Source organism: Pseudomonas sp. GW822-FHT03F04, assembly GCF_058801405.1.
In genome coordinates this window covers 246,578-271,117 of record NZ_JBXANF010000009.1, presented here as the reverse complement: position 1 = coordinate 271,117, position 24,540 = coordinate 246,578, and the positions used below count along the sequence as shown (strand labels likewise).

Annotated in this window: 21 protein-coding genes and 4 tRNA genes; 15 read left to right on the top strand and 10 right to left on the bottom strand. The window is 60.4% G+C overall.

Annotated elements, in window-relative coordinates; all coding sequences use genetic code 11:
- The first annotated feature begins 53 nt into the window (after nt 1–53).
- From pgi to AC1RMX_RS22265, 6 genes are all read left to right on the top strand, one after another.
- Nucleotides 54–1,718 (top strand): glucose-6-phosphate isomerase, encoded by a 1,665-nt coding sequence (pgi, locus tag AC1RMX_RS22290; RefSeq protein WP_192559014.1) that lies wholly within the window; start codon nt 54–56, stop codon nt 1,716–1,718.
- Nucleotides 1,719–1,832: 114 nt separating this feature from the next.
- A complete protein-coding gene (gene acs, locus AC1RMX_RS22285) occupies nt 1,833–3,770 on the top strand; it encodes an acetate--CoA ligase (RefSeq protein ID WP_493073032.1) in 1,938 nt (645 codons plus the stop codon).
- 50 nt (nt 3,771–3,820) lie between these two features.
- Complete coding sequence (locus tag AC1RMX_RS22280; RefSeq protein ID WP_493073031.1) at nt 3,821–4,690, top strand: oxygenase MpaB family protein; 870 nt, start codon at nt 3,821–3,823, stop codon at nt 4,688–4,690.
- Nucleotides 4,691–4,744: 54 nt separating this feature from the next.
- Nucleotides 4,745–5,761: a class I SAM-dependent rRNA methyltransferase gene (locus AC1RMX_RS22275; RefSeq protein WP_493073030.1), complete on the top strand. Its 1,017-nt coding sequence runs from the start codon at nt 4,745–4,747 to the stop codon at nt 5,759–5,761.
- A gap of 122 nt (nt 5,762–5,883) precedes the next feature.
- Complete coding sequence (locus tag AC1RMX_RS22270) at nt 5,884–8,835, top strand: DUF748 domain-containing protein (RefSeq protein ID WP_102621086.1); 2,952 nt, start codon at nt 5,884–5,886, stop codon at nt 8,833–8,835.
- Nucleotides 8,835–9,131 carry a DUF2845 domain-containing protein gene (locus tag AC1RMX_RS22265; protein ID WP_493073028.1) on the top strand — a complete coding sequence of 99 codons (297 nt, stop codon included), beginning with the start codon at nt 8,835–8,837 and terminating at the stop codon, nt 9,129–9,131. The genes AC1RMX_RS22270 and AC1RMX_RS22265 overlap by 1 nt, the downstream gene beginning before the upstream one ends.
- Before the next feature lie 167 nt (nt 9,132–9,298).
- Here AC1RMX_RS22265 and AC1RMX_RS22260 read toward each other — a convergent pair whose 3' ends face one another.
- Entirely contained in the window at nt 9,299–9,655 is a 357-nt protein-coding gene (locus AC1RMX_RS22260) for a BON domain-containing protein (protein ID WP_096820895.1), read from the bottom strand.
- A 298-nt stretch (nt 9,656–9,953) separates the two neighbouring features.
- A complete protein-coding gene (locus AC1RMX_RS22255) occupies nt 9,954–10,394 on the bottom strand; it encodes a pilin (RefSeq protein WP_096820894.1) in 441 nt (146 codons plus the stop codon).
- A 226-nt stretch (nt 10,395–10,620) separates the two neighbouring features.
- Here AC1RMX_RS22255 and pilB point away from each other — a divergent pair, with 226 nt between their 5' ends.
- From pilB to yacG, 5 genes are read left to right on the top strand one after another with little or no spacing between them, the layout of a single operon-like run.
- On the top strand, nt 10,621–12,321 hold the full coding sequence (pilB, locus tag AC1RMX_RS22250; RefSeq protein ID WP_096820893.1) for a type IV-A pilus assembly ATPase PilB: 1,701 nt from the start codon (nt 10,621–10,623) through the stop codon (nt 12,319–12,321).
- A 2-nt stretch (nt 12,322–12,323) separates the two neighbouring features.
- Nucleotides 12,324–13,541, top strand: coding sequence for a type II secretion system F family protein (locus AC1RMX_RS22245; RefSeq protein ID WP_493073027.1), 1,218 nt, complete (start codon nt 12,324–12,326; stop codon nt 13,539–13,541).
- A gap of 1 nt (nt 13,542) precedes the next feature.
- Nucleotides 13,543–14,415, top strand: coding sequence for a prepilin peptidase (locus AC1RMX_RS22240; RefSeq protein WP_273539013.1), 873 nt, complete (start codon nt 13,543–13,545; stop codon nt 14,413–14,415).
- A complete protein-coding gene (gene coaE / locus AC1RMX_RS22235) occupies nt 14,412–15,035 on the top strand; it encodes a dephospho-CoA kinase (protein ID WP_096820890.1) in 624 nt (207 codons plus the stop codon). The genes AC1RMX_RS22240 and coaE overlap by 4 nt, the downstream gene beginning before the upstream one ends.
- A complete protein-coding gene (gene yacG, locus AC1RMX_RS22230) occupies nt 15,032–15,232 on the top strand; it encodes a DNA gyrase inhibitor YacG (RefSeq protein ID WP_096820889.1) in 201 nt (66 codons plus the stop codon). The genes coaE and yacG overlap by 4 nt, the downstream gene beginning before the upstream one ends.
- 8 nt (nt 15,233–15,240) lie before the next feature.
- Here the strand turns inward: yacG and AC1RMX_RS22225 are convergent, their stop codons facing one another.
- Together AC1RMX_RS22225 and AC1RMX_RS22220 are read right to left on the bottom strand one after the other, a co-directional pair.
- Nucleotides 15,241–15,456: a hypothetical protein gene (locus AC1RMX_RS22225; RefSeq protein ID WP_096820888.1), complete on the bottom strand. Its 216-nt coding sequence runs from the start codon at nt 15,454–15,456 to the stop codon at nt 15,241–15,243.
- Between the two features lie 65 nt (nt 15,457–15,521).
- The gene (locus AC1RMX_RS22220; RefSeq protein ID WP_096820887.1) at nt 15,522–16,211 is read right to left on the bottom strand and encodes an energy-coupling factor ABC transporter permease; all 690 of its coding nucleotides are present in this window, start codon (nt 16,209–16,211) and stop codon (nt 15,522–15,524) included.
- Nucleotides 16,212–16,344: 133 nt separating this feature from the next.
- Here AC1RMX_RS22220 and AC1RMX_RS22215 point away from each other — a divergent pair, with 133 nt between their 5' ends.
- From AC1RMX_RS22215 to AC1RMX_RS22200, 4 genes are all read left to right on the top strand, one after another.
- The gene (locus AC1RMX_RS22215) at nt 16,345–16,971 is read left to right on the top strand and encodes a DUF1780 domain-containing protein (protein WP_003228301.1); all 627 of its coding nucleotides are present in this window, start codon (nt 16,345–16,347) and stop codon (nt 16,969–16,971) included.
- Between the two features lie 144 nt (nt 16,972–17,115).
- Nucleotides 17,116–17,289 (top strand): DUF3094 domain-containing protein, encoded by a 174-nt coding sequence (locus AC1RMX_RS22210; RefSeq protein WP_096820886.1) that lies wholly within the window; start codon nt 17,116–17,118, stop codon nt 17,287–17,289.
- Nucleotides 17,290–17,352: 63 nt separating this feature from the next.
- Nucleotides 17,353–18,651: an NAD(P)/FAD-dependent oxidoreductase gene (locus AC1RMX_RS22205; RefSeq protein WP_493073026.1), complete on the top strand. Its 1,299-nt coding sequence runs from the start codon at nt 17,353–17,355 to the stop codon at nt 18,649–18,651.
- Between the two features lie 213 nt (nt 18,652–18,864).
- Nucleotides 18,865–19,272, top strand: coding sequence for an HvfA family oxazolone/thioamide-modified RiPP metallophore (locus AC1RMX_RS22200; protein WP_096820884.1), 408 nt, complete (start codon nt 18,865–18,867; stop codon nt 19,270–19,272).
- A 74-nt stretch (nt 19,273–19,346) separates the two neighbouring features.
- On the opposite strand, the gene AC1RMX_RS22195 is transcribed toward AC1RMX_RS22200, so the two are convergent.
- The 6 genes from AC1RMX_RS22195 to clpB form a co-directional block, all read right to left on the bottom strand.
- The gene (locus AC1RMX_RS22195; RefSeq protein WP_493073025.1) at nt 19,347–20,972 is read right to left on the bottom strand and encodes a methyl-accepting chemotaxis protein; all 1,626 of its coding nucleotides are present in this window, start codon (nt 20,970–20,972) and stop codon (nt 19,347–19,349) included.
- A gap of 159 nt (nt 20,973–21,131) precedes the next feature.
- Nucleotides 21,132–21,208 (bottom strand) — tRNA-Pro (locus AC1RMX_RS22190).
- A 97-nt stretch (nt 21,209–21,305) separates the two neighbouring features.
- A tRNA-Lys gene (locus AC1RMX_RS22185) sits at nt 21,306–21,381 on the bottom strand.
- Nucleotides 21,382–21,386: 5 nt separating this feature from the next.
- A tRNA-Pro gene (locus tag AC1RMX_RS22180) sits at nt 21,387–21,463 on the bottom strand.
- 9 nt (nt 21,464–21,472) lie between these two features.
- A tRNA-Asn gene (locus AC1RMX_RS22175) sits at nt 21,473–21,548 on the bottom strand.
- A gap of 298 nt (nt 21,549–21,846) precedes the next feature.
- Entirely contained in the window at nt 21,847–24,411 is a 2,565-nt protein-coding gene (gene clpB, locus AC1RMX_RS22170) for an ATP-dependent chaperone ClpB (RefSeq protein WP_096820882.1), read from the bottom strand.
- Between the last annotated feature and the right edge of the window lie 129 nt (nt 24,412–24,540).

Sequence of the window (24,540 nt, the reverse complement as noted above, 5' to 3'; positions counted from 1 at the left end):
GAGGTCTTTTCAGTGTTCAAAAGGCCGTTCAAGTAAAAAGGAAAACCGCAGCGATGGCGTACTACCGCACTCCTCATGACGTTACCGCTCTGCCTGCCTGGCAAGCGTTGAAAGACCACCGCCAAGCCATGCAGGATTTCAGCATGCGCGAAGCCTTCAACGCCGATCCGCAGCGCTTCAATCAGTTCACCCTCAGCAGCTGCGGACTGTTTCTCGACTATTCGAAGAATCTGATCAACGCCGAGACCCGCAACCTGCTGGTGGGCCTGGCCAATGAAGTCGATCTCAAGGGCGCGATCAAGGCGCTGTTCGACGGCGAAATCGTCAACTCCTCCGAAGGCCGCCCGGCGCTGCACACCGCCCTGCGTCGCCCGGTCGGCGACAAGCTGTCGGTCAACGGCGTCAACGTGATGCCTGAAGTACACAAGGTGCTGAACCAGATCACCGATCTCGTGGGCCGTATCCACGACGGTCTGTGGCGCGGTTACACCGAGAAGCCGATCACTGACGTGGTGAACATCGGCATCGGTGGTTCCTTCCTCGGCCCTGAGCTGGTCTCCGAAGCCCTGCTGTCCTACGCCCAGAAAGGCGTGCGTTGCCATTACCTGGCAAACATCGACGGCAGCGAATTCCACGAGCTGACGCAAAAACTGCGCGCTGAGACCACGCTGTTCATCGTTTCGTCGAAGTCGTTCAACACCCTCGAAACCCTGAAAAACGCCCAGGCCGCGCGTGCCTGGTACCTGGCTCAGGGCGGTTCGGAAGCCGAGCTGTATCGTCACTTCATCGCCGTATCGAGCAACAACGCGGCAGCTGTGGCCTTCGGTATCCGTGAAGAGAACATCTTCCCGATGTGGGACTGGGTCGGCGGTCGTTACTCGCTGTGGTCGGCCATCGGCCTGCCGATTGCCCTGGCCATCGGCATGTCCAACTTCAAGGAACTGCTGTCCGGTGCCTACACCATGGACCAGCATTTCCAGAGCGCGCCGTTCGAACAGAACATGCCGGTGCTGCTGGCCCTGCTCGGCGTGTGGTACGGCAACTTCTGGGGCGCGCAGAGTCACGCGATCCTGCCGTACGACCACTACCTGCGTAACATCACCAAGCACTTGCAACAGCTGGACATGGAATCCAACGGCAAGAGCGTGCGTCAGGACGGCACCCCGGTGTCGACCGATACCGGTCCGGTGATCTGGGGTGGCGTAGGTTGCAACGGTCAGCATGCTTACCACCAGTTGCTGCACCAAGGCACCCAACTGATCCCGGCCGACTTCATCGTGCCGATCGTCAGCTTCAACCCGGTGTCCGACCACCATCAGTGGCTGTACGCCAACTGCCTGTCCCAGAGTCAGGCACTGATGCTCGGCAAGACCCTGCCGGAAGCCGAAGCCGAACTGCGCGACAAGGGCATGAGCGAAGCCGAAGTGCACAAACTGGCACCGCACAAGGTGATCCCGGGCAACCGTCCGAGCAACACCATCGTGGTCGAGCGCATCAGCCCGCGTCGTCTCGGCGCACTGGTGGCGATGTACGAACACAAAGTCTTCGTGCAAAGCGTGGTCTGGGGCATCAACGCCTTCGACCAGTGGGGCGTGGAACTGGGCAAGGAACTGGGCAAGGGCGTCTACAACCGCCTGGTCGGCAGCGAAGAAACGGCCGCCGAAGATGCTTCCACCCAGGGCCTGATCAACTACTTCCGCGGCCGTCACCGCGGCTGATCCTGCACTGAACACACCCCCTCGCCATGAGGGGGTGTTTGTTTACGGGTCTTGAACCCTCCCCGCTCTCGGCGCATCTTTATCCTTGTCGCATAACAAGAATAAGGAACCGTCATGTTCGATATCAGCACGTTCCCCAAAGCCGATGCCGTCCGCCGGGCTGCCCAGTTGAGTCAGGACGACTACCATCGCCTGTACCGCGAATCCATTGAACACCCCAGCACCTTCTGGGCCGAACAGGCCACGCGCTTCCTCGACTGGAGCACGCCGTGGCAGACCGTCCAGCGCTATGACCTGAAGACCGGCGAGGCTTCCTGGTTTGCCGGGGCGAAACTGAACGTCAGCTACAACTGCATCGACCGTCACCTGGAAAAGCGCGGCGATCAGATCGCCATTCTCTGGGAAGGCGACGACCCTGCCGAATCGACGCAAATCACCTACAACAAACTCCATCACCACGTCTGCCGCCTGGCCAACGTGCTGAAAAGCCGTGGCGTGAAGAAAGGCGATCGAGTGTGCATCTACATGCCGATGATCCCCGAAGCGGCCTACGCCATGCTCGCCTGCACGCGGATCGGCGCGATTCACTCGGTGGTGTTTGGCGGTTTCTCCCCGGACTCGTTGCGCGACCGCATTCTCGACGCCGACTGCCGCACCGTGATCACCGCCGACGAGGGCGTGCGCGGTGGCAAGTTCGTGCCGCTGAAACAGAATGTCGACAAGGCCCTGCAGAGTTGCCCGGACGTCAGCACCGTCGTAGTAGTCGAGCGCACCCAGAACAAGATTGACTGGGTCGAAGGCCGCGACCTCTGGTATCACCAGGCCGTGCGTGACGTCAGCGACGATTGCCCTCCGGAACCGATGGACGCCGAAGATCCGCTGTTCATCCTCTACACCTCCGGCAGCACCGGCAAACCCAAAGGCGTGCTGCACACCACCGGCGGTTACCTGCTGCAAGCGGCGATGACCTTCAAGTACGTGCTCGACTACCGCGACGGCGAAGTGTTCTGGTGTACCGCCGACGTCGGCTGGGTCACCGGCCACAGTTACATCGTCTATGGCCCGCTGGCCAACGGCGCGACGACGCTGATCTTCGAAGGCGTACCAAGCTACCCAAGCACGTCGCGGTTCTGGCAGGTGATCGACAAACACAAGGTCAACATCTTCTACACCGCCCCCACTGCCCTGCGCGCACTGATGCGCGAAGGAGCAGGTCCCTTGCAGGAAACGTCGCGACAGAGCCTCAGATTGCTCGGCAGCGTCGGTGAGCCGATCAACCCGGAAGCGTGGGAATGGTATTTCAACGTCGTAGGCGAACAGCGCTGCCCGATAGTCGATACCTGGTGGCAGACCGAAACCGGCGGCATCATGCTCAGCCCGCTGGTCAGCGCCCAACGGATAAAACCGGGCTGCGCCACCCAACCGATGTTCGGCGTGCAACCGGTGCTGCTTGACGAGCATGGCAAGGAAATCAAAGGCGCCGGCAGCGGCGTGCTAGCGATCAAGTCGAGCTGGCCGGCGCAGATCCGCAGCGTCTACGGTGATCCGCAGCGCATGGTCGACACCTACTTCAAGCCCTACCCCGGCTACTACTTCACCGGCGACGGCGCCCGCCGCGACGAGGACGGCGACTACTGGATCACCGGGCGCATCGACGACGTGATCAATGTCTCCGGCCACCGCATCGGCACCGCCGAGGTCGAGAGCGCGCTGGTGCTGCACGACAGCATTGCCGAGGCCGCCGTGGTCGGTTATCCCCATGACGTCAAAGGCCAGGGCATCTATGCCTTCGTCACGCCCATGAACGGTGCCGAACCCAACGACGAACTGAAAAAGGAACTGCTGGCCCACGTCAGCAAGGAGATCGGCAGTTTCGCCAAACCGGACCTGATCCAGTGGGCCCCGGCCCTGCCGAAAACCCGTTCGGGCAAGATCATGCGGCGGATCCTGCGCAAGATTGCCTGCAACGAACTCGACAGCCTCGGCGACACCTCGACCCTGGCCGACCCGAGCGTGGTGCAGGGGCTGATCGACAAGCGCCTTAACCAGTAGAATCATGGGCGCGGTCAACCGGCCGCGCCGCCCTTCATCACTGAGTTGCCATGGAATTCATCCGCAGCCGTATCGAAAACCAACTCATGAGCCTGACCGGTCTGTCCCTCGGCCAGCTCGATCTGGAAAACCCCAAGGGCGATCCCGGCCTGTTCGGCCCGGACTCGATCAGTTGGCAAGTGCACGGCGACTTCAGCAGCATGTTGATCGGCGGCATCAGTGCCTTGTTGCTGCAAGCCTTGCACCCGCTGGCACTGGCCGGCGTCTGGGACCACTCGAACTTTCGCCAGGACATGCTCGGCCGCTTGCGCCGTACCAGCCAGTTTGTCTCCGGCACTACGTTCGGCTCGAAACGGGACGCCGAATGGCTGATCGAAAAAGTCCGCACCATTCACCTGCAAGTCGTCGGCACCGCGCCGGATGGCCGGCCCTATGCGGCCAGCGATCCGGATCTGCTGACCTGGGTGCACGTGGCCGAAGTCAGCAACTTTCTCGCCGCTCATTTGCGTTACCGCAACCCGCAGTTGTCGCCGGCCGATCAGGATCGTTACTACGCGGAGATCGCCGTGGTCGCTGAACGACTGGGTGCCCGGGATGTGCCGAAGTCGCGCCAGGCCGTGGCCGATTACCTGCAGCGCATGCGTCCGCAGTTGCTGTGTGACGAGCGCAGCCGCGAAGTCCTGCGCCTGTTGCTCGATGCCCCGGCACCCAGCGTTCTGGCGCGGCCGTTTGGCAACCTGATGATGAAGGCCGGCATCGACCTGCTGCCGGACTGGGCCAGCGACATGCTGGATGCCCGCCAGAACCCGCTGCAACGCCAGTTGATCCGCGCCAGCGTCAAACGCAGCGCGCCAATGCTGCGCTGGGCGATGCGCAATGGATCGGTTCAGCGGGCCCAGCGGCGGATGGGGCTGAGCTGAAGCTCAGTAACTGCTAAACTCCCGCGCCCCGATTCCCTCCAGCAAGGCGCAAGCATGTCTTCCCTGAATCAGGCGCTGCGCGCCGCCCTCGATCAACGCCAGGATCTGCTCGCCGAGCTGCACCGCCAGGGCACCGACTGCTATCGCCTGTTCCACGGCAGCCAGGAAGGCGCCGGCGGCCTGACTATCGACCGCTACGGCCCGCAACTGATGGTGCAGAGCTTCCACCAGACGCTGGAACTCGCCGACCTGCTGCAACTGCACGCCACGGTGAATGAAACGCTGGGATTGCAAACCTTGCTGGTTTACAACGACCGCTCCCGTGGCAACTCACGCATCGATCGTGAAGACAGCGTCTACCGCGCCGAAGATGCAGCGCTGGTTGATCTGGTCGGCCACGAATGGGGCCTGAACTACCGTGTGCGCGGGCGCCACGCCGGACAGGATCCGCTGCTGTTCCTCGACCTGCGCAACACCCGCGGCTGGGTCAAGGATCACGCCAAGGGCAAAAGCGTGCTCAACCTGTTCGCCTACACCTGTGGCGTCGGTCTCAGTGCGGCCGCCGGCGGTGCCCGCGAGGTATGCAACCTGGACTTCGCCGAGGGCAATCTGGCGGTCGGGCGCGAGAACGGCTTGCTCAATCCGCAACTGCCGACCATGGAGTTCATCCAGTCCGACTACTTCCCGGCGATCCGCCAGTTGGCCGGTCTGCCGATCAGTCAGCGTCGCGGGCAGAAACTGCCGAGCTATCAGCGCCTCGAACAGCGCCAATACGATCTGGTGCTGCTCGACCCTCCCGCGTGGGCCAAAAGTGCGTTCGGCACGGTCGATCTGCTGCGTGATTATCAAAGCCTGCTCAAGCCAGCCTTGCTGACCACTGCCGACAATGGCGTGCTGATCTGCTGCAACAACCTGGCGAAAGTCAGCATGGACGACTGGCGCGAACAGGTGCTGCGCTGCGCCGAGAAAGCCGGGCGCCCGGTACGCGAATGGAGTGTGATGACGCCGGGTGCCGACTTCCCTTCGCTGGATCAACAACCGCCGCTGAAGACCCTGATTCTTCAGCTCTGATTTTCTGGCTCTAAAGTCGCGCAGGAAATTTCCCACAGAAAAATCTGAACAATCCTGATCACAGGCTATTACTTCGGAACCGGAATCGCGTGCCATACTCCAAGGCACTCCGATTCAGACAGATGAAGCCGCACATGCCCAAAGGATTGATTCGCGCGATTGGCGCCTTGTTGACCGCTCTGGCCCTCTACAGCCTGCTGGGGTTTCTGATTTTGCCGGGCATTGCGCTCCGGGTCGCCAACCAGCAACTGGCCAACTACGCGACGGTGCCTGCGCACATTCAGCGTATCGAACTCAATCCGTTCAGCCTCGAAGTTACGCTTTGGGGCCTGGTCATCGGCGAGCCAGGCAAGGAACAGGTCGGTTTCGAACGCCTGTACGCCAACCTGCAACTCGACAGCCTGTGGACAAAAGCGCTGCACCTGTCCGACATCGAACTGGACAAACCCAAGACCGAAGTCCTGTTCGCCCAGGACGGCAAACTCAATCTGTTGGGTCTGTTCAAGTTGCCGGCCAGTGAACCGACGCCGGCCGATCCGAATGCCAAACCGTTTCCGCTGCGCATCGACCGGATCAAACTGGCCGGCGGCAACGTGCATTTCGAGGATGCACGCCCGAGCGAACCGATCGAGTTCCTCTACGACAAGCTCGATTTCGAACTGAACAACCTCAGCACCCTGCCCGACGACAACGCCGACATGACCCTGGTCGCCATCGGCCCGGCCGGTGGACAGATCGACTGGAAAGGCAACTTCAGCCTGATCCCGATCGCCTCCGAAGGCACGCTCAAAGTCACCGATGGCCAGATGAAAGCCTTCTGGCCCTACGTGCGCGACGCCGTGCCATTGGTGCTGGAAAACGGCGTGGTCAGCCTGAGCACCGACTACAAGCTCAACCTGTCCAAGGAAACCGAATTGCTGTTGAGCAACGTCTCGGTCAGTGTTGCGCCGTTTGCGATCAAGGCCCCGGACGGGCGCCCGCTGGCGAAACTCGACCGCCTCGACGTCAGCGAAACCACGGTGGACCTGGCCAAACAGCAAGTGGTGGTCGGCAAGATCCGCAGCCAGAAACTCGAAACCTGGGCCGCCCTTGAGGCGGACGGGCAACTGGACTGGCAGAAACTGTTCGCCAGTCAGCCGTCGAAACCGGCCGCCAAGGCGGCGGCGGAACCGAAAAGCACGCCGGCGGCTGCCGACTCACCGAAACCGGAACCGGCCGCACCGGGCAAACCGTGGCAGGTGCTGCTCAAGGACGTGCAACTGCGTGACTACAAAGTGCATCTGGCCGACCGCTCGGCGAAGCCGGAAGTCACGCTGGATGTCACGCCGCTGAACCTCGACCTGCAGAATTTCGACAGCCTCAACGGCTCGCCCTTCAACGTCAAACTGGACACCGGCCTGGGCAAGCAAGGCAAGATCAGCGCCGACGGCGTGGTCAATCTGGCACCGGTCACGGCCCAACTCAACGTGAAGACGCAGGACATCGACCTTCGCGTCGCCCAGTCCTACATCAACCCGTTCATTCGCCTGGAACTGCGCAGCGGCATGCTCGGCAGCGATCTGAAAGTGAATCTGAAAAGCGTCACACCTCTGGCACTCAGTGTCACCGGTCGCGCCCAGGTCGATCAGTTGCACACCCTCGACACCCTGAAGACCCGCGACTTCCTCAAGTGGCAGCAAGTGGTGGTCGAAGGCCTGAACTATCAGCACGGCGACAACCTGTCGATCGACAGGATCAACCTGTTCCAGCCCTATGTGCGGTTCATGATCAACGATGACCGCACCACCAACATCGACGACTTGCTGATTCCGCAACCTGCCGATTCCGGGGCGAAAACGGCAGCGGCCAAACCAGCCGGCAACTCGAAACCGCTGGGCATTCATATCGGCGGTATCGCGATCAATGACGGCTCGGCCAACTTCGCCGACTTCAGCCTGACCCCGAATTTCGCCACCGCAGTCCAGCAGCTCAACGGCCAGATCGGCACCATCGACAGCCGTCAGGCGAAACCCGCCAGCGTCGACGTCAAAGGCAAGGTCGACCGCTATGCGCCGGTGACCATCAAGGGCGCCGTCAACCCGTTCGATCCGATGGCCAGTCTCGACATCGCCACCAGCTTCAAACGGGTCGAACTGACCACCCTGACGCCCTACTCCGGCAAGTTCGCCGGTTACCGGATCCGCAAGGGCCGGCTCAATCTCGACCTGCACTACCTGATCACCAAGGGCCAGCTCAAGGCCGAGAACAAAGTGGTGGTCGAGCAACTGCAACTGGGTGAGAAAGTCGACAGCCCGGATGCCGTGAGCCTGCCGCTGAAACTGGCGATTGCGTTGCTCAAGGACGTGGACGGGAAGATTTCCATCGAGCTGCCTGTCACCGGCGACCTCAATAACCCGCAATTCAGCGTGATGCCGATTATCTGGCAGACCCTGCGCAATCTGGTCGTCAAAGCCGCCGCCGCACCGTTCAAGATGATTGGCGGGCTGATCAACGGGGGCGGTTCCGAAGACCTCGGCACCGTGTCATTCGCACCGGGTTCCAGCGAACTGAACAAGGACGCCGAAGCCGCGCTGGTCAAACTGTCCCAGGCCTTGAAGGAACGTCCGGCCCTGCGCCTGGAAATCGAAGGCACCGCCGCCCAGAGCAGCGACGGCCCGCTGATTGCCGAACAGCGTCTGGAACGTGAATACCAGTACAACTACTACAAGATGCTCCAGCGCCGAGGCGACAAGGTGCCGGCCCAAGCATCACTGATCCAGGTCCCGGATAACGAAAAAGGCCCGCTGCTCGAAGGCATCTACCGCACTCGTCTGAAAACCCAGCCGCCGGCTGAATGGAAAGATCTGGGCAAGGAAGAGCGCACCGCGAAAATGCGTGCGGACGTGATCAAGTTCTGGAGCTCCAGCGATGTGCTGCTGCGCCAACTGGGTCAGGACCGTGCCAGCAGCATCAAGGATTACCTGGTGGACAAAGGCCAACTGGCCGACGACCGCGTGTACTTCATCGACGCCAATCTCGGCGAAGCGGAAAGCGACGGCCGCGTGGTGACGCAAATGCATCTGGACGCCGAGTGATGAACAGCCAATGGCTGGCGGCAATAGTGCTGGCGCTCATCGCCAGCCAGGCCTCGGCGTCCGATACGCTGCGCTGCGGCAGTCAGTTGGTCAGCCTTGGTGACCGTTCCAGCGAGGTGCTGCAAAAGTGCGGTGAACCGGTCAGCCGTGACGTGCTGGGCTACAAGCGCAGCGCCAATCGCCGGGAAGAGTTTCAGGTCGAGGAATGGACCTACGGCCCGAGCAACGGCATGTACCAATACCTGCGCTTTGAAGGCAATCGCCTGCGGCAGATCAACAGCAAACGCGGTAACTGACCTCCCCATTGGTTTTCCCGTCCCTGAAATAGAACAGGCCCCGACACGAATGCCGGGGCCTGTAATGGCCACTCCCTGTGGCCGTTCGCATGAACTCTAAAGTGCGGCAGACGTATGACTCGGCCCGCCTGTCGCGTCTTCTCCCGGTCCAGGCGAGAAGTCTTGCCTTACTCGGCTTTCAGGCCGTCAGCGGAGACCGCTTTCACGCCTTTGATTTTCTTGGCGATGGCCACGGCGGTGGTTTTCTGAGCTTCGGTGATGGCAACGGTCGAAGACAGGGAAACGACGCCTTTGTTGGTTTCTACTTTGATATCAGTGCCTGGAATGCCTTTTTCGGTGACCAGGTCGCTTTTGACTTTAGTGGTGATCCAGGTGTCGGAAGTGGCCTCTTTCGCCTTGGTCATTTCACCGGCGGCCAGGGTCATTGGCGCCTGGGTTGCCTGGGTGGATTGTGCGAATGCGCCGGTGGCCATGGTCAGGGTCAGCGCGGTAGCAGCAGCGGCAGTGATAGCGAACTTCTTCATACGAGTAACTCCTGTTTTTCTGGAAAGTCTGCTGCGTGTCTTGTCAGCAGGGTTACTGGAGATATTGCGAACGCTGTGCCAAGTTTTCAAAAGACAATAATTCTTTATAAATCAATAAGTTATAAATCATGAACATTTTCGGAATCATGCAAATTGCATGACGTTCGAATTATCTGCATGCAAGTTGCGGCTTTTGGAAAAGTTCCTAACACGCTGAAATGATTGAAGCTTTTGTGAAGTGCCGGGCAAAAGAAAATGCCCCGCAAAGCGGGGCATTTCATGACGCCTGGCTCGCCGGTCAGGCACCGCTGCCCGGGCAACCTTTAGGCGCGTAGTCCGGGTTGACCGTGGAGGCGCAACTCCAGACACCGGCGGTGTTGCCGGTAGCAGCACCCGTGCGGGAGAGCGTGATGGTCTTGCCCAGTACCGGGCCTGGTGCGTTCACCAGCGTGCAGGTGATCGTGCCGGCCCCTGTCGAAGCCGTGCCCGACGCCGCCAACGTGCAGTTGGAGGTGGTGGCTGCCGCGTTACCGGCCACCAGTAACAGGGTCGGGTCGGTACCTTGATTAATGGTGTCCTCGAACGGCACTTTGAGGGCGCTGATTTCCGCCAGCCCTGCCGTCACCTTCGACCGTGCCTGGTACTTGGTGTATTGCGGCAACGCGATGGTGGCCAGGATGCCGATGATCGCCACGACGATCAGCAGCTCGATCAGAGTGAAACCTTGTTGTTTCTTCATAGACACGCTCCATGCATGAGTCGGAATCTCATGATCTGAACAGGACTCAGCACAGCCCGTGCCAAGGCGCCCGTACCCGCGCAGTCTGGGCGCGATCACGCTATCGCGGTGTTTCCTACAACCTGTAACCGCACTATCTGACACTTTTTGTCACCTGCACCGAGGCCGTTTGGCGCTGTCACTTGACTAGGCTATAAGTCATGAACTGTCTGCATCCGGGATTCCCATGAATGACATCGCTCTGAGCGGTCTGGCCAAGCAATTGGTACAGGCCGAACTGCTCACGGAAAAAAGCGCCCAGCAAGCCTGGCAGCAGGCCCAGCGCAATCGCCTGTCGCTGGTCAGCTATCTGGTACAGAACAAACTGGTGAAGAGTTCGCAGGTTGCCGAGATCGCCTCGGAGCATTTCGGCATGGCGTTCCTCGATCTCAACTGCCTGGACAAGGAAACCCAGCCCAAGGGCCTGGTCAGCGAAAAACTGGTGCGCCAGCACCACGCGCTGCCCCTGTGGCGGCGCGGCAACAAGTTGTTCGTGGGGATTTCCGACCCGAGCAATCATCAGGCAATCAACGATATTCAGTTCAGCACCGGGCTGACCACCGAAGCGATTCTGGTGGAGGACGACAAGCTCACCGACGCCATCGAGAAGTTCTTCGACACCCACGCCTCCGGCCTGGAAGACATGGCCGATGTCGACCTCGACGGGCTGGACGTCGAGTCCATCGATGACAGCAAGCAGGACGCCATCGGTGGGCTGGACGCCGACGATGCGCCGGTGGTGAGGTTCGTCCACAAGATGCTGCTGGATGCGATCAAAAGCGGCTCCTCCGACCTGCACTTCGAACCCTACGAGAAAAACTATCGGGTTCGGGTCCGTACCGACGGCATCCTGCGCGAAGTGGCCAAGCCGCCGATTCAACTCGCCGGGCGCATCGCCGCACGCCTGAAGGTCATGGCCAGCCTCGACATTTCGGAACGCCGCAAACCTCAGGACGGGCGACTGAAGATGCGCCTGTCGAAGAGCAAGTCGATCGATTTCCGGGTCAACACCTTGCCAACCCTGTGGGGCGAGAAAGTGGTGATCCGGATCCTCGACCCGTCCAGCGCGCAGATAGGCATCGACGCCCTCGGCTACGAGCCGGAGCAGAAAGACCTGTACCTCGCTGCCCTGAAGCAACCACAAGGCATGATCCTGGTCACCGGTCCCACCGGTTCCGGCAAGACCGTGTCGCTGTACACCGGGCTCAACATTCTCAATACCGTCGACATCAACATCTCCACTGCCGAAGACCCGGTGGAGATCAACATGGAAGGCATCAATCAGGTCAACGTCAATCCTAAGCAGGGGCTGGACTTCGCCCAGGCCCTGCGCTCGTTCCTGCGTCAGGACCCGGACGTGATCATGGTCGGCGAGATCCGCGATCTCGAGACTGCGGAAATCGCCATCAAGGCAGCGCAGACCGGTCACCTTGTGCTCTCCACGCTGCACACCAACAGCGCCGCGGAGACACTCACCCGCTTGCACAACATGGGCATTCCCGGCTTCAACATCGCCACGTCGGTCAGCCTGATCATCGCCCAGCGTCTGGCGCGAAAACTCTGCAGCCACTGCAAGAAACCCATCGAGATTCCCCGCGAAACCTTGCTCAAGGAAGGCTTCCCCGAGGAACGCATCGGCAGTTTCACGATCTATGAGCCCGCCGGTTGCGATCAATGCAACGGCGGCTACAAGGGACGCACCGGGATTTATGAAGTAGTGAAAAACACCCCCGAGCTGCAACGGCTGATCATGGCCGAGGGCAACTCATTGGAAATCGACAGCCAGATGCGCCTGGACGGCTTCAACGACCTGCGCACCTCGGGACTGATCAAGGCGATGCAAGGCATCACCAGCCTTGAAGAAATCAACCGGGTCACCAAGGACTGAACATGGCCGTCAAGGCAGCGAAAATCAGCGTCTATGCCTGGGAAGGCACGGACAAGAAAGGCAGCAGGATCACCGGCGAGTTGAGCGGACAAAACCCCGCGCTGATCAAGGCACAGTTGCGCAAGCAGGGCATCAACCCCGGCAAGGTGCGCAAGAAATCCGCGTCGTTGCTGAATTTCGGCAAACGCATCAAGCCGCTGGACATCGCCCTCTTCACCCGGCAGATGGCAACCATGATGAAGGCCGGCGTGCCGTTGCTGCAGTCGTTCGACATCATCGGCGAAGGTTTTGAAAACCCGGCGATGCGCAAACTGGTGGACGAGGTGAAACAGGAAGTCGCCGCCGGTAACAGCTTCGCTGCGGCCCTGCGCAAGAAACCGCAATACTTCGACGAGTTGTATTGCAACCTGGTCGATGCCGGCGAGCAATCCGGCGCCCTCGATACCCTTTTGGAACGCGTAGCGACCTACAAGGAAAAAAGCGAAAGCCTCAAGGCCAAGATCAAGAAAGCCATGACCTACCCCACCGCCGTGATCCTGGTGGCGGCGGTCGTCACCGGGATTCTGCTGGTGAAAGTGGTGCCGCAGTTCCAGTCGGTGTTTTCCGGGTTCGGTGCCGAACTGCCGGCGTTCACCCTGATGGTGATCGGCCTCTCGGAGTTCATGCAGCAGTGGTGGTGGGCGATTCTCGGCGTGCTGGTCGCGGCGTTTTTCGGCACCCGCCATGCCCTGAAGAAATCCCAGGCCCTGCGTGACCGGCGTGATACCTGGCTGCTGAAACTGCCGCTGGTGGGCACCATGATGTACAAGTCCGCCGTGGCTCGTTTCGCCCGAACCCTGTCGACCACGTTTGCCGCCGGCGTGCCGCTGGTCGAAGCGCTGGACTCGGTTGCCGGGGCCACCGGCAACGTGGTGTTCAAACGTGCGGTGCTGCGCATTCGCCAGGACGTGGCCACCGGCATGCAACTGAACTTTTCGATGCGCACCACCGGAATCTTTCCGAACATGGCCGTGCAGATGACCGCCATCGGCGAAGAGTCCGGCGCCCTGGACGATATGCTCGACAAGGTTGCCGGGTTCTACGAGGAAGAAGTGGATAACATGGTCGACAACCTCACCAGCCTGATGGAGCCTTTCGTCATGGTGGTACTCGGGGTGATCGTCGGCGGGCTGGTCGTGGCCATGTACCTGCCGATCTTCCAACTCGGCTCAGCGATCTGACATGCCCATCGACGAACTCTTCGCCCTCTATCCGCTGGCCTTTGTCTTCACCGCTCTGGTGCTCGGGCTGGTGGTCGGAAGCTTCCTCAATGTCGTGATCTGGCGCCTGCCGAAAATGCTCGAACGCGAATGGCGCCAGCAGGCCCACGACGTGCTCGGGCTGCCCGTCGAAACGCCGCTGCCGGTCTACAATCTGATGCTGCCGCACTCGCAGTGCCCGCATTGCGCCCACCGCATTCGTGCGTGGGAAAACATTCCGCTGCTCAGCTACCTGTTTTTGCGCGGCCGCTGCTCGTCATGCGCGGCGCCGATCAGCAAGCGTTATCCGTTGACCGAACTGGCCTGCGGCGTGCTGTCGGCGTTCATCGCCTGGCATTTGGGTTTTGGCTGGCCGGCCTGTCTGATGATCGTCCTGACCTGGGGCTTGCTGGCGATGAGTCTGATCGACACCGAGCATCAGCTGTTGCCCGACGTGCTGGTGCTGCCGCTGCTGTGGCTGGGATTGATCGTCAACAGCTTCGGCCTGTTCGTCTCGCTGCACGACGCGTTGTGGGGGGCAGTGGCCGGTTATATGGCGCTGTGGTCGGTGTTCTGGCTGTTCAAGCTGCTCACCGGCAAGGACGGCATCGGTCACGGTGATTTCAAGTTGCTGGCGCTGCTCGGGGCCTGGGGTGGCTGGCAGATTCTGCCGCTGACCATCCTGCTGTCCTCGCTGGTGGGCGCCGTGCTCGGGGTGATTATGCTCAAGCTGCGCGACCAGAAAACCTCGACGCCAATCCCCTTCGGGCCGTATCTGGCAATTGCCGGCTGGATTGCCTTGCTCTGGGGTGGTCAAATAACCGACTTCTATTGGCAGTTTGTCGGTTTGAAATGAATACCCCTGTGGAAAAACCCTGGATTCTCGGCCTGACCGGCGGCATCGGCAGCGGAAAAAGCGCAGCCGCCCAGCACTTCATCGACCTCGGCATCCATGTGGTGGACGCCGATCATGCGGCACGCTGGGTGGTTGAGCCGGGGCGCCCGGCGCTGGCAAAAATCGCCGAGCACTTCGGTCCGGATGTCCTGCAGGCCGATGGCACGCTGGATCGCGCAGCGTTGCGCAAGCTGATCTTCGAAGTACCGGAGCAACGCCGCTGGCTCGAAGCGCTGTTGCATCCGCTGATCGCCGAGGAAATCGCCCATCACCTGGCGCTGGCAAAATCGCCTTACGCGATTCTGGTTTCGCCGCTGTTGATCGAGTCCGGACAGTACGCGATGACCCAGCGGATCCTGGTGATCGATGCTCCGCAGCAACTGCAGATCGAACGCACCTTGCAGCGTGACCAGACCAGCGAACAGCAGGTCCAGGCGATCCTCAAGGCTCAATCCAGCCGCGAAGACCGCGTCAGCCGCGCCGACGATGTGGTGGTCAACGACCGCGACCTCGCCTGGCTGCACGGCGAGGTCGAGCGCCTGCATCACTTTTACCTGACTTTATCTGGAGGCCAGTCATGAGCCCGATCCCGACCGTTGAATGCCCGACCTGCGGCGCCCCGGTGGAATTCACCCCCGAGAACAAATTCCGGCCGTTCTGCTCGGACCGCTGCAAACTGATCGACCTGGGCGCCTGGGCGTCGGAAGAACACAAGATCCCGGTCGCCCCGGATGCCGAGGACGAACTGTTTTCCGGCGACTTCGACCCGCGCCACTGATCCTCTGATCAGGGCCGCATGAAGCCGTAGTCCTGATTGTCGTCGAGGTTTTCTGCCAGAAAGCGCAACTCGTCGGCCAGGTCTTCGGCGTTGCGCACCGCCTTGCTCTGCTGCACCACGGCACTGAGCAAGGCGCGCAGACTCAATCCAGGATCGAAGCCTACCTCCTGCGCCATCTCCAGACTTTGCCGGGTTTCCTGCCTCGCCCACTCGTAAACACTCATGCCGCTGCTCCTGAAGGGATTTGGCCGAGCATGAAATGCCGCGCACGGGGTGGATTTGATGTGGATCAAGACTTGGGATCGTCGTCCTTCCAGGGCGCCGAAAGGTAGCGGGTGCGGTTGAAGGTCTCCAGCCATTCCGGGCTGAACACCACCAGTGCGCTGATCACCATACCGTTGATGAACGCTTCCGGAAAAATCAGCAGCCACAGGTAACCGATGAAATCTTCCAGCCATTCGGGCATGGCGAAGAGGCCGTCGTACCAGAGCAAGGTCAGGCTCAGCACCAGGCATGACAGCGCCGACAAGGCCGCCGCGAAGAAGCCAGAGCAAAAGATATACACAAACGGATTACGCGGTTGCGCCCGCTCGACCAGGATCGCCACGCCCTCGGTGATCAGCACTGGCAGCAGGATCAGCAACGCACCGTTGACCCCGACCGCTGCCAGATCCTGGCGTCCCAGCAGGACCAGCCCGATCTGCGCCACCAGCCCGCCCACAATCGCCAACGGCCAGTCGAGCAGCAACGTCACTGCGGTCATGCCAATGAAGTGATACGACACACCCGTGTCGAAATCCCTGCGCACCATCCACAACAGAAACAGCGCGAACACGGTGCCGAACAGCAAGTGCTGACGACGGCTGTCGCTGAACAATTCGACCCACGGCGAGCGGCAGATCGCCCAGAGCAGCACGGGCAGGTAGATCAGCCAGCCAAGGGTCAGACTTGTCGATGACAGCAGTTCTGCACCGATCATGATCCCATCACCTTCATTCGCACCGCAGACTCCTTTGATTGGCGCTCCTGTGTCGAAGTCTACACCGCCACCTTGGTGAAACTGCCGATGCAAAGCTTTCTGCTTGTCGCAATTGAACGCTAAGCTTGGGCCTATGGATGACTCAGATTATTTACGCCTGCTGACCATCGCGGCCGAGCAAGCCAACGCGTTCCTGTCCAATGCCCGCAAATGGGAGCGTGAGCGTTGGGTCTGCCAGCGCCTGCTGCAAGGCCTGAATATTCCGTATCGCGCCGACGAATTCGCCCCGGCCGGCGAGCCACCGGACGTGTTGTTTCGCGATGCCAACTTCGAGGTGTTTTTCGTCCTCGACGAAGGCCGCCGCCTCAACGATGAATGGCGCGATGAGCTGCAACGTCGGCGCAGTGCGTTTTCCCTGAGCCAACTGGTGCGCCGCGAGGCCAAGCCACGGCGGATTCCGGCCAATGAGTTTCTGCTGAGACTGGCGCCGACCTTGCGCAAGAAAGCGCACAACTACAAGGAACGCGGCATGGATCTGGGGGAGCTGGACATCATCGCCTTCGCCAGCCTCAAACGCGAAGTGCTCGACCTCAACAGCCACTTTCCACCGCCCACCGAATACTTGCGACAGGGCTGGCGCTCGCTGTCACTGGTCGGGCCGACGTTCGCCCGCGTGCTGTTCGCCCACCCCGATGCACCGGATTTCCTGCGCAGCAACCTGGGTCGCAGCATCGTGTTCGATGTCGGGATCAGCCTGTAATCCCTAAGCAGGATGGCGCAAACACTGGCCGGATGTTACAAAAGCGCAATCATTCGCCCGGATGACATGCGCCGTTCAACGCTCGCAGGCAAACCGCTGTAACGTCTGCGCATTCAGCAACGTCTATCCCTGACGAGGCCTCATATGACCAGCCGCCTGAACCCCGATGACCAGAAGCATGTCGAAGAGTACCTGCAGTTGTCCCAACACCGTGTCGAGCGCCGGCCATTCCGGCCGTGGATGCTCCTGGTGGTGGTGCTGGCAGTGACCATTGGTCTGGGCCTGTTGAGCCGATTTATCAGTTACCTGACGCTATGAGCTGCATCGCGCTCGCTCGGGTAACCGCACCGATTTCCTTTAAAAACCTTGCGAGCTATTCCCATGTCCCATCGTATTGTCATTGTCGGCGGCGGCGCCGGCGGTCTGGAGTTGGCTACCCGTCTGGGTAAGACTCTGGGCAAACGCGGCACTGCCAGCATCATGCTGGTCGACGCGAACCTCACGCACATCTGGAAACCGCTGTTGCACGAAGTGGCCGCCGGATCGCTGAACTCCTCCGAAGACGAACTCAACTATGTCGCCCAGGCCAAATGGAACCACTTCGAGTTCCAGCTGGGGCGCATGAGCGGGCTCGACCGTGAGCAGAAGAAGATTCAGCTCGCCGCCACCTACGACGAAAACGGCGTGGAACTGGTTCCGGCGCGGGAAGTGCCTTATGACTCGCTGGTGATCTCGGTCGGCAGCACCACCAACGATTTCGGTACCCAGGGCGCAGCGCAGCACTGCCTGTTCCTCGACACCCGCAAACAGGCCGAGCGTTTCCACCAGCAATTGCTCAATCACTATCTGCGTGCTCACGCCGGGCAAACCGATGTGGTCCAGCAGATCAGCGTGGCTATCGTCGGCGCCGGCGCCACGGGCGTCGAACTGGCGGCCGAGCTGCACAACGCCGCTCATGAGCTGGCGGCCTACGGTCTGGACCGGATCAAACCGGAAAACATGCACATAACCCTGATCGAAGCCGGGCCACGGGTGCTGCCAGCCCTGCCGGAACGTATCAGCGGGCCGGTGCACAAGACCCTGGAAAAACTCGGGGTCAATGTGATGACCAACGCGTCGGTCAGCCAGGTCACCGCCGACGGCCTGATCACCGCCGATGGCAACGAGATCAAGGCCAGCCTGAAAGTCTGGGCTGCCGGGATCCGCGCACCAGGTTTCCTCAAGGACATCGATGGCCTGGAAACCAACCGCATCAACCAGCTGCAAGTGCTGCCGACCTTGCAGACCACCCGCGACGAAAACATTTTCGCCTTCGGTGACTGCGCCGCCTGCCCGCAACCAGGCTCGGATCGCAACGTTCCGCCACGGGCCCAGGCTGCGCACCAACAGGCGTCGCTGCTGGCCAAGTCGCTGAAACTGCGGATCGAAGGCAAGACCCTGCCGGAGTACAAGTACACCGACTACGGCTCGCTGATTTCGCTGTCGCGTTTTTCGGCTGTGGGTAACTTGATGGGCAACCTGACTGGCAGTGTGATGCTCGAAGGCTGGCTGGCGCGGATGTTTTACGTGTCGCTGTACCGCATGCACCAGATGGCGCTGTACGGCCCGTTCCGCACCGCCATGCTGATGCTGGGCAGCAAGATCGGACGCGGCACCGAGCCACGTCTGAAGCTGCACTGATGTAAAACGCTGTGGGGGCGGGCCTGCTCGCTCCCACAGGGTTTTGTCTTTTACTGTATCTGCCCGCGCTTTCCTCACCTTCGCTTACAAACGCCCCCGCTCATCGACACAGACGCGATACACCGCCACCGCTTAATGGCCACACCCGAGCACACCTGCTCCGGCTGATCGCCCTTAACGTGTGGTTGCGCAGTGCAACCGAAGGAGAATGAAATGACCCGCACTTCGAAAATTGGCAAAACCTCCCTTGGCCTGGTCGGTGCCGTACTGGCTGGCGGCCTGATGCTGTCCGGCTCGGTGTTCGCCGCACAACCGCTGGCCCAGGGCTACATGGTTGCCTCGGCTGAAACCTCGGTGAAAACCCCGGAAGGCAAATGCGGTGAAGGCAAATGCGGCGACGCGTCGATGGCCAAGACCGATACCGATGGCGACGGCAAGGTCTCACGCGCCGAGTTCCTGAAGGTTGCGCCGAAATCCGACTTCGACAAGATCGACACCAACCACGATGGCTTCATCGACGAGCAAGAGGCTTACAACAACGTCAAAGCCAACTTCGAAGCCAACGGCAAGAAAATGCCGAAAGGCCTGTTCGAACACCTGAAAGACCAGGACGGTGCCTGATTTTCATTCTGTCCCGACAAAACAAAGCCGCGCTTTCTCTCACGAGGAGCGCGGCTTTTTTACGTCTGCCGGGATTACAGCTGGAAGCGCCGCACCATGCCCTGCAATGCATTGGCCAGTTTCGATAGCTCATGACTGGAAGCGCTGGTTTGATCGGCGCCGGCCGCCGAACGCACCGACAGGTCACGAATGTTCACCAGGTTGCGATCCACTTCTCGCGCCACCTGCGCCTGCTCTTCGGCGGCGCTGGCGATCACCAGGTTGCGTTCATGGATCTCATGCACCGACGCGGTGATGGTTTGCAGCGCCTCACCGGCCCGCTCGGCCAGCACCAGCGTGGTGGACGCACGCGAGGCACTGGCCTGCATCGACTCCAGCGCCAGGCTTGAACCGTTGCGCATGCCTTGCACCATCTGCTCGATTTCCTGGGTCGATTGCTGCGTGCGATAGGCCAGCGCGCGGACCTCGTCAGCAACCACCGCGAACCCGCGTCCGCTCTCCCCTGCCCGCGCCGCTTCGATGGCGGCATTGAGCGCCAGCAGGTTGGTCTGCTCGGCGATCGCCCGGATCACGTCCAGCACCTTGCCGATGTCTTGAGATTGATTGGCCAGTGATTGCACCAACTCGCCGGTGTGTTGCACCTCACTGGCCAGCGCGTTGATGGCGCTGGCGGTTTCACTGACCCGCTCTTGCCCCAGATGCGCCGATTCGCTGGACTGGCGCGTCGCGTCGGAGGTCGACACTGCATTGCGTGCGACCTCTTCGACCGCGGTGGTCATCTCGTTGACCGCGGTGGCGGCCTGTTCGATTTCGTTGTTCTGTTGTTGCAGGCCCTGGGTGCTGTCGAGCGTGACGGCATTGAGTTCATCGGCGGCGGTCGCCAGTTGCGTGGCCGAACCGTTGATGCCTTGCAGGGTTTCACGCAGGTTCTGTTGCATGGTCGCCAGCGCCTTGAGCAAACGGCTGACCTCATCATTGCCATCGGTCTCGATCGGCCGCGTCAGATCGCCTCTGGCGACGTTCTCCGCAGCATCCACAGCGGCGCTCAGGGGGCGAACGATGCTGCGCGTCAGCAGCATCGCCAGGGCCACGGTCGCCAATGCCGCCAGTGCGATGAACAGGCTGACGATGGTGCGTGAGGTTTCGTAGTGCGCGGCGGAGTTACGGCTTTCTGCGGCGACCTGTTTGGCGAACAGCTCCGCTAGGTCATTAAGTTGTTTGCCGGAGCCGTCGACCACGGTTTTCATGTCGACCAGCAGCAGTTTGGTCAGCTCGTCACGCTTGCCTTGCTCGGCCAATGCGAACGATTGAGTGATGCCGGCGCGGTAGGCCGCGAAGGTTTTCTTGAACTGATCGTATAACTGCTGGCCTTCCGGGGTGGTGACCAGTCGGTCGTACGCGGCGATTTTCTCGCTCAACTCCTTGTCGCGGGTGTCCATCTGGCTGCGGTAGGTGGCGACGTTGTTCGGGTCCTGATCCAGCGCCATGCGCAGGGAGATAGTGCGGATGCGCAGCATGATTTCGCGGATCTCGTCACCGCCACGAATGCTCGGCAGCCACTGATTCTCCACGGCGACCTCGCTCTCGCGGATGCTCGACATCTGGCCCAGGGCAAACACGCCGAGCAACGCTACCAGCACAGCGATCAGGGCAAAGCCCAGGGCGGCACGGGGAGCAATATTCAACTGACGAAGCAACATGACGAACGCCCTTTTTCTTGTATTGGCCGGATTCAAGGGGCGATCGACGGCAGCCCCTTTTCGTTAGCGGGCTATCGGCAAGTTGTACGATGACTTGAATGAAACATTTCTGGAGGGCAAAAAAAATCCCCGTATCTTTCGATACGAGGATTTTTAATATGGTCGGGGTAAGGGGATTCGAACTCCTGACATCCTGCTCCCAAAGCAGGCGCGCTACCGGACTGCGCTATACCCCGGTAAAAAAAAGGCGACCTTTCAAAGATCGCCTTCTTCGATCAGCGCTTTTGGCCTCTGATCTTAAGATTCGATCCCAGCGTTAACTGGTTTCAAAAATGGTGGGTCGTGTGGGATTCGAACCTACGACCAATTGGTTAAAAGCCAACTGCTCTACCAACTGAGCTAACGACCCAAAAATGGTCGGGGTAAGGGGATTCGAACTCCTGACATCCTGCTCCCAAAGCAGGCGCGCTACCGGACTGCGCTATACCCCGGCTTGAAATTGGCTCCGTGACCAGGACTCGAACCTGGGACCCAATGATTAACAGTCATTTGCTCTACCGACTGAGCTATCACGGAACTACATATTTCAATTTACTACGGTGAAACTTGCAGCTTCTCGACACCGTTTTCGCATCGCTGCGTTCGTGTGTCTGAGGCGCGCTATTCTACAACCTAGAACACCTCTGTCAACCCCCTAAATTGCTTTCAAGTTAATGATTTGCAACTTATTTCAGATTTCTGCCCAGTGAGCTGAAACCGTGTTGGTGACTGACTGCGGGGCGCACTTTACAAGCCTTTTCCTTTGAGTTCAACAGCCTAACGAAAAAAAAGGCCTCGCAGTGCGAGGCCTTCCTTACTTCACCACCTTCAGGTGTCAGTTGAACGTGATCTCGTCGTTCTCCACGACACCGGTCGCGGTCTCGCCCGGCAGGAAGCGTCCCGACAGGATCAACTGCGCCAGCGGGTTCTCGATCCAGCGCTGGATCGCCCGTTTCAGCGGCCGTGCGCCATAGACCGGGTCGTAGCCGACGGCAATCAGCTTGTCCATCGCCTCCGGGCTCAGTTCCAGCTTCAGCTCGCGCTCGGCCAGACGACTGCGCAGACGACCCAGCTGAATCTCGGTAATGCCCGCGATCTGATCCCGCGCCAATGGCTCGAAGATCACCACTTCGTCGACCCGGTTGATGAACTCCGGACGGAAGTGGGTGGAAATCGCATCCATCACCGCTGCACGTTGCGCCTCACGGTCACCGACCAGTTCCTGAATCTGCATCGAACCCAGGTTGGAGGTCATGACAATCACGGTATTGCGGAAATCCACCGTACGGCCGTGGCTGTCGGTCAGACGACCATCCTCCAGCACTTGCAGCAGGATGTTGAACACGTCCGGGTGCGCCTTCTCGACTTCGTCCAGCAGGATCACCGAGTAAGGCTTGCGCCGTACCGCTTCGGTCAGGTAACCGCCCTCTTCATAACCCACGTAGCCTGGTGGCGCACCGATCAGCCGCGCCACGGAATGTTTCTCCATGAACTCGGACATGTCGATCCGCACCATCGCCTCTTCCGTATCAAAGAGGAATTCGGCCAGCGCCTTGCACAGCTCGGTTTTACCGACACCGGTCGGGCCGAGGAACATGAACGAGCCGCTCGGGCGATTCGGGTCGGACAACCCGGCACGGGAACGCCGCACCGCGTTGGCCACTGCGACCACTGCTTCGTCCTGGCCGATCACACGCTGGTGCAACAGGCTTTCCATCTTCATCAGCTTGTCGCGCTCGCCTTCGAGCATTTTCGACACGGGGATACCGGTCCACTTCGAGACGACTTCGGCAATTTCCTCTTCAGTCACCTTGCTGCGCAGCAACTGGTTCTCGCTCTTGCCGTGCTGGTCGACCATTTGCAGGCTGCGCTCCAGATCCGGGATCACCCCGTACTGCAACTCGGCCATGCGGTTCAGGTCGCCTTTGCGGCGCGCGGCTTCCAGCTCCTGACGGGACTGTTCGATCTTCTGCTGAATCTGCGCAGAACCCTGCACCTCGGCTTTTTCCGAGTTCCAGATTTCTTCCAGGTCCGAATACTCACGCTCGTGGCGGACGATTTCTTCCTGGAGTTTTTCCAGGCGCTTCATCGCTGCCTCGTCGCTTTCTTTCTTCAGTGCCTGGGATTCCACCTTCAACTGAATCAGGCGACGCTCCAGACGATCCAGCACTTCCGGCTTGGAGTCGATCTCCATACGGATGCGGCTGGCCGCTTCGTCGATCAGGTCGATCGCCTTGTCCGGCAACTGCCGGTCAGTGATGTAGCGATGGCTGAGTTTGGCCGCGGCGATGATCGCACCGTCGGTGATCGCGACCTTGTGGTGGACCTCGTAACGCTCCTTGAGGCCACGCAGGATCGCGATGGTGTCTTCTTCACTCGGCTCGTCCACCAGCACTTTCTGGAAGCGCCGCTCGAGGGCTGCGTCCTTCTCTATATATTGGCGGTACTCGTTGAGCGTGGTCGCGCCGACGCAGTGCAGCTCGCCACGGGCCAAAGCCGGTTTGAGCATGTTGCCGGCGTCCATCGAGCCTTCGCCTTTACCGGCACCGACCATGGTGTGCAGTTCGTCGATGAACAGAATGATCTGCCCTTCCTGCTTCGACAGCTCGTTGAGCAGGGATTTCAGGCGTTCTTCGAACTCACCGCGATACTTGGCACCGGCAATCAGCGCGCCCATATCGAGAGACAGCAGACGCTTGCCCTTGAGGCCATCCGGCACTTCGCCGTTGATGATGCGCTGGGCCAGACCTTCGGCAATCGCGGTTTTACCCACGCCCGGCTCACCGATCAGCACCGGGTTGTTCTTCGTGCGGCGTTGCAGAACCTGAATGGTGCGACGGATTTCGTCGTCACGGCCGATCACCGGATCGAGCTTGCCGTCTTCGGCGCGCTTGGTCAGGTCGACGGTGTACTTATCCAGCGCCTGACGCGACTCTTCGTGGTTGGCGTCGTTGACCGCTTCACCACCGCGCAGGTTGTTGATCGCGTTTTCCAGCGCCTTTTTGCTCACGCCCTGGCCGAGCAGCAACTTGCCGAGCTTGCTGTTCTCGTCCATCGCGGCGAGCAGCACCAGCTCGCTGGAAATGAACTGGTCGCCCTTCTGCTGGGCCAGACGGTCGGCCTGGTTGAGCAGACGCGCCAGATCCTGCGACATGTTCACATCGCCGGTCGGGTTCTGGATTTTCGGTAATTGATCGAGCTCTTTGGTCAGCTCTTTGCGCAGGCTGTTGACGTCGAAGCCCACCTGCATCAACAGGGGTTTGATCGAACCACCCTGCTGTTCAAGCATGGCTTGCATCAAATGCGCCGGCTCGATGGCCGGATGATCGTGGCCGACAGCCAGGGATTGGGCATCGGACAACGCCAACTGTAATTTGCTGGTTAAACGGTCTATACGCATGGGTCACCTTCCTTTTGAGCAGGCCGGACCTAAAAAACCATCCTGAATAAAGAAACCTGCCAGATACCGCTATAGATGCGGTCGATTCTGGAAGATTCAAGCGTGGGACAGTTGATGCAGATCAGACAG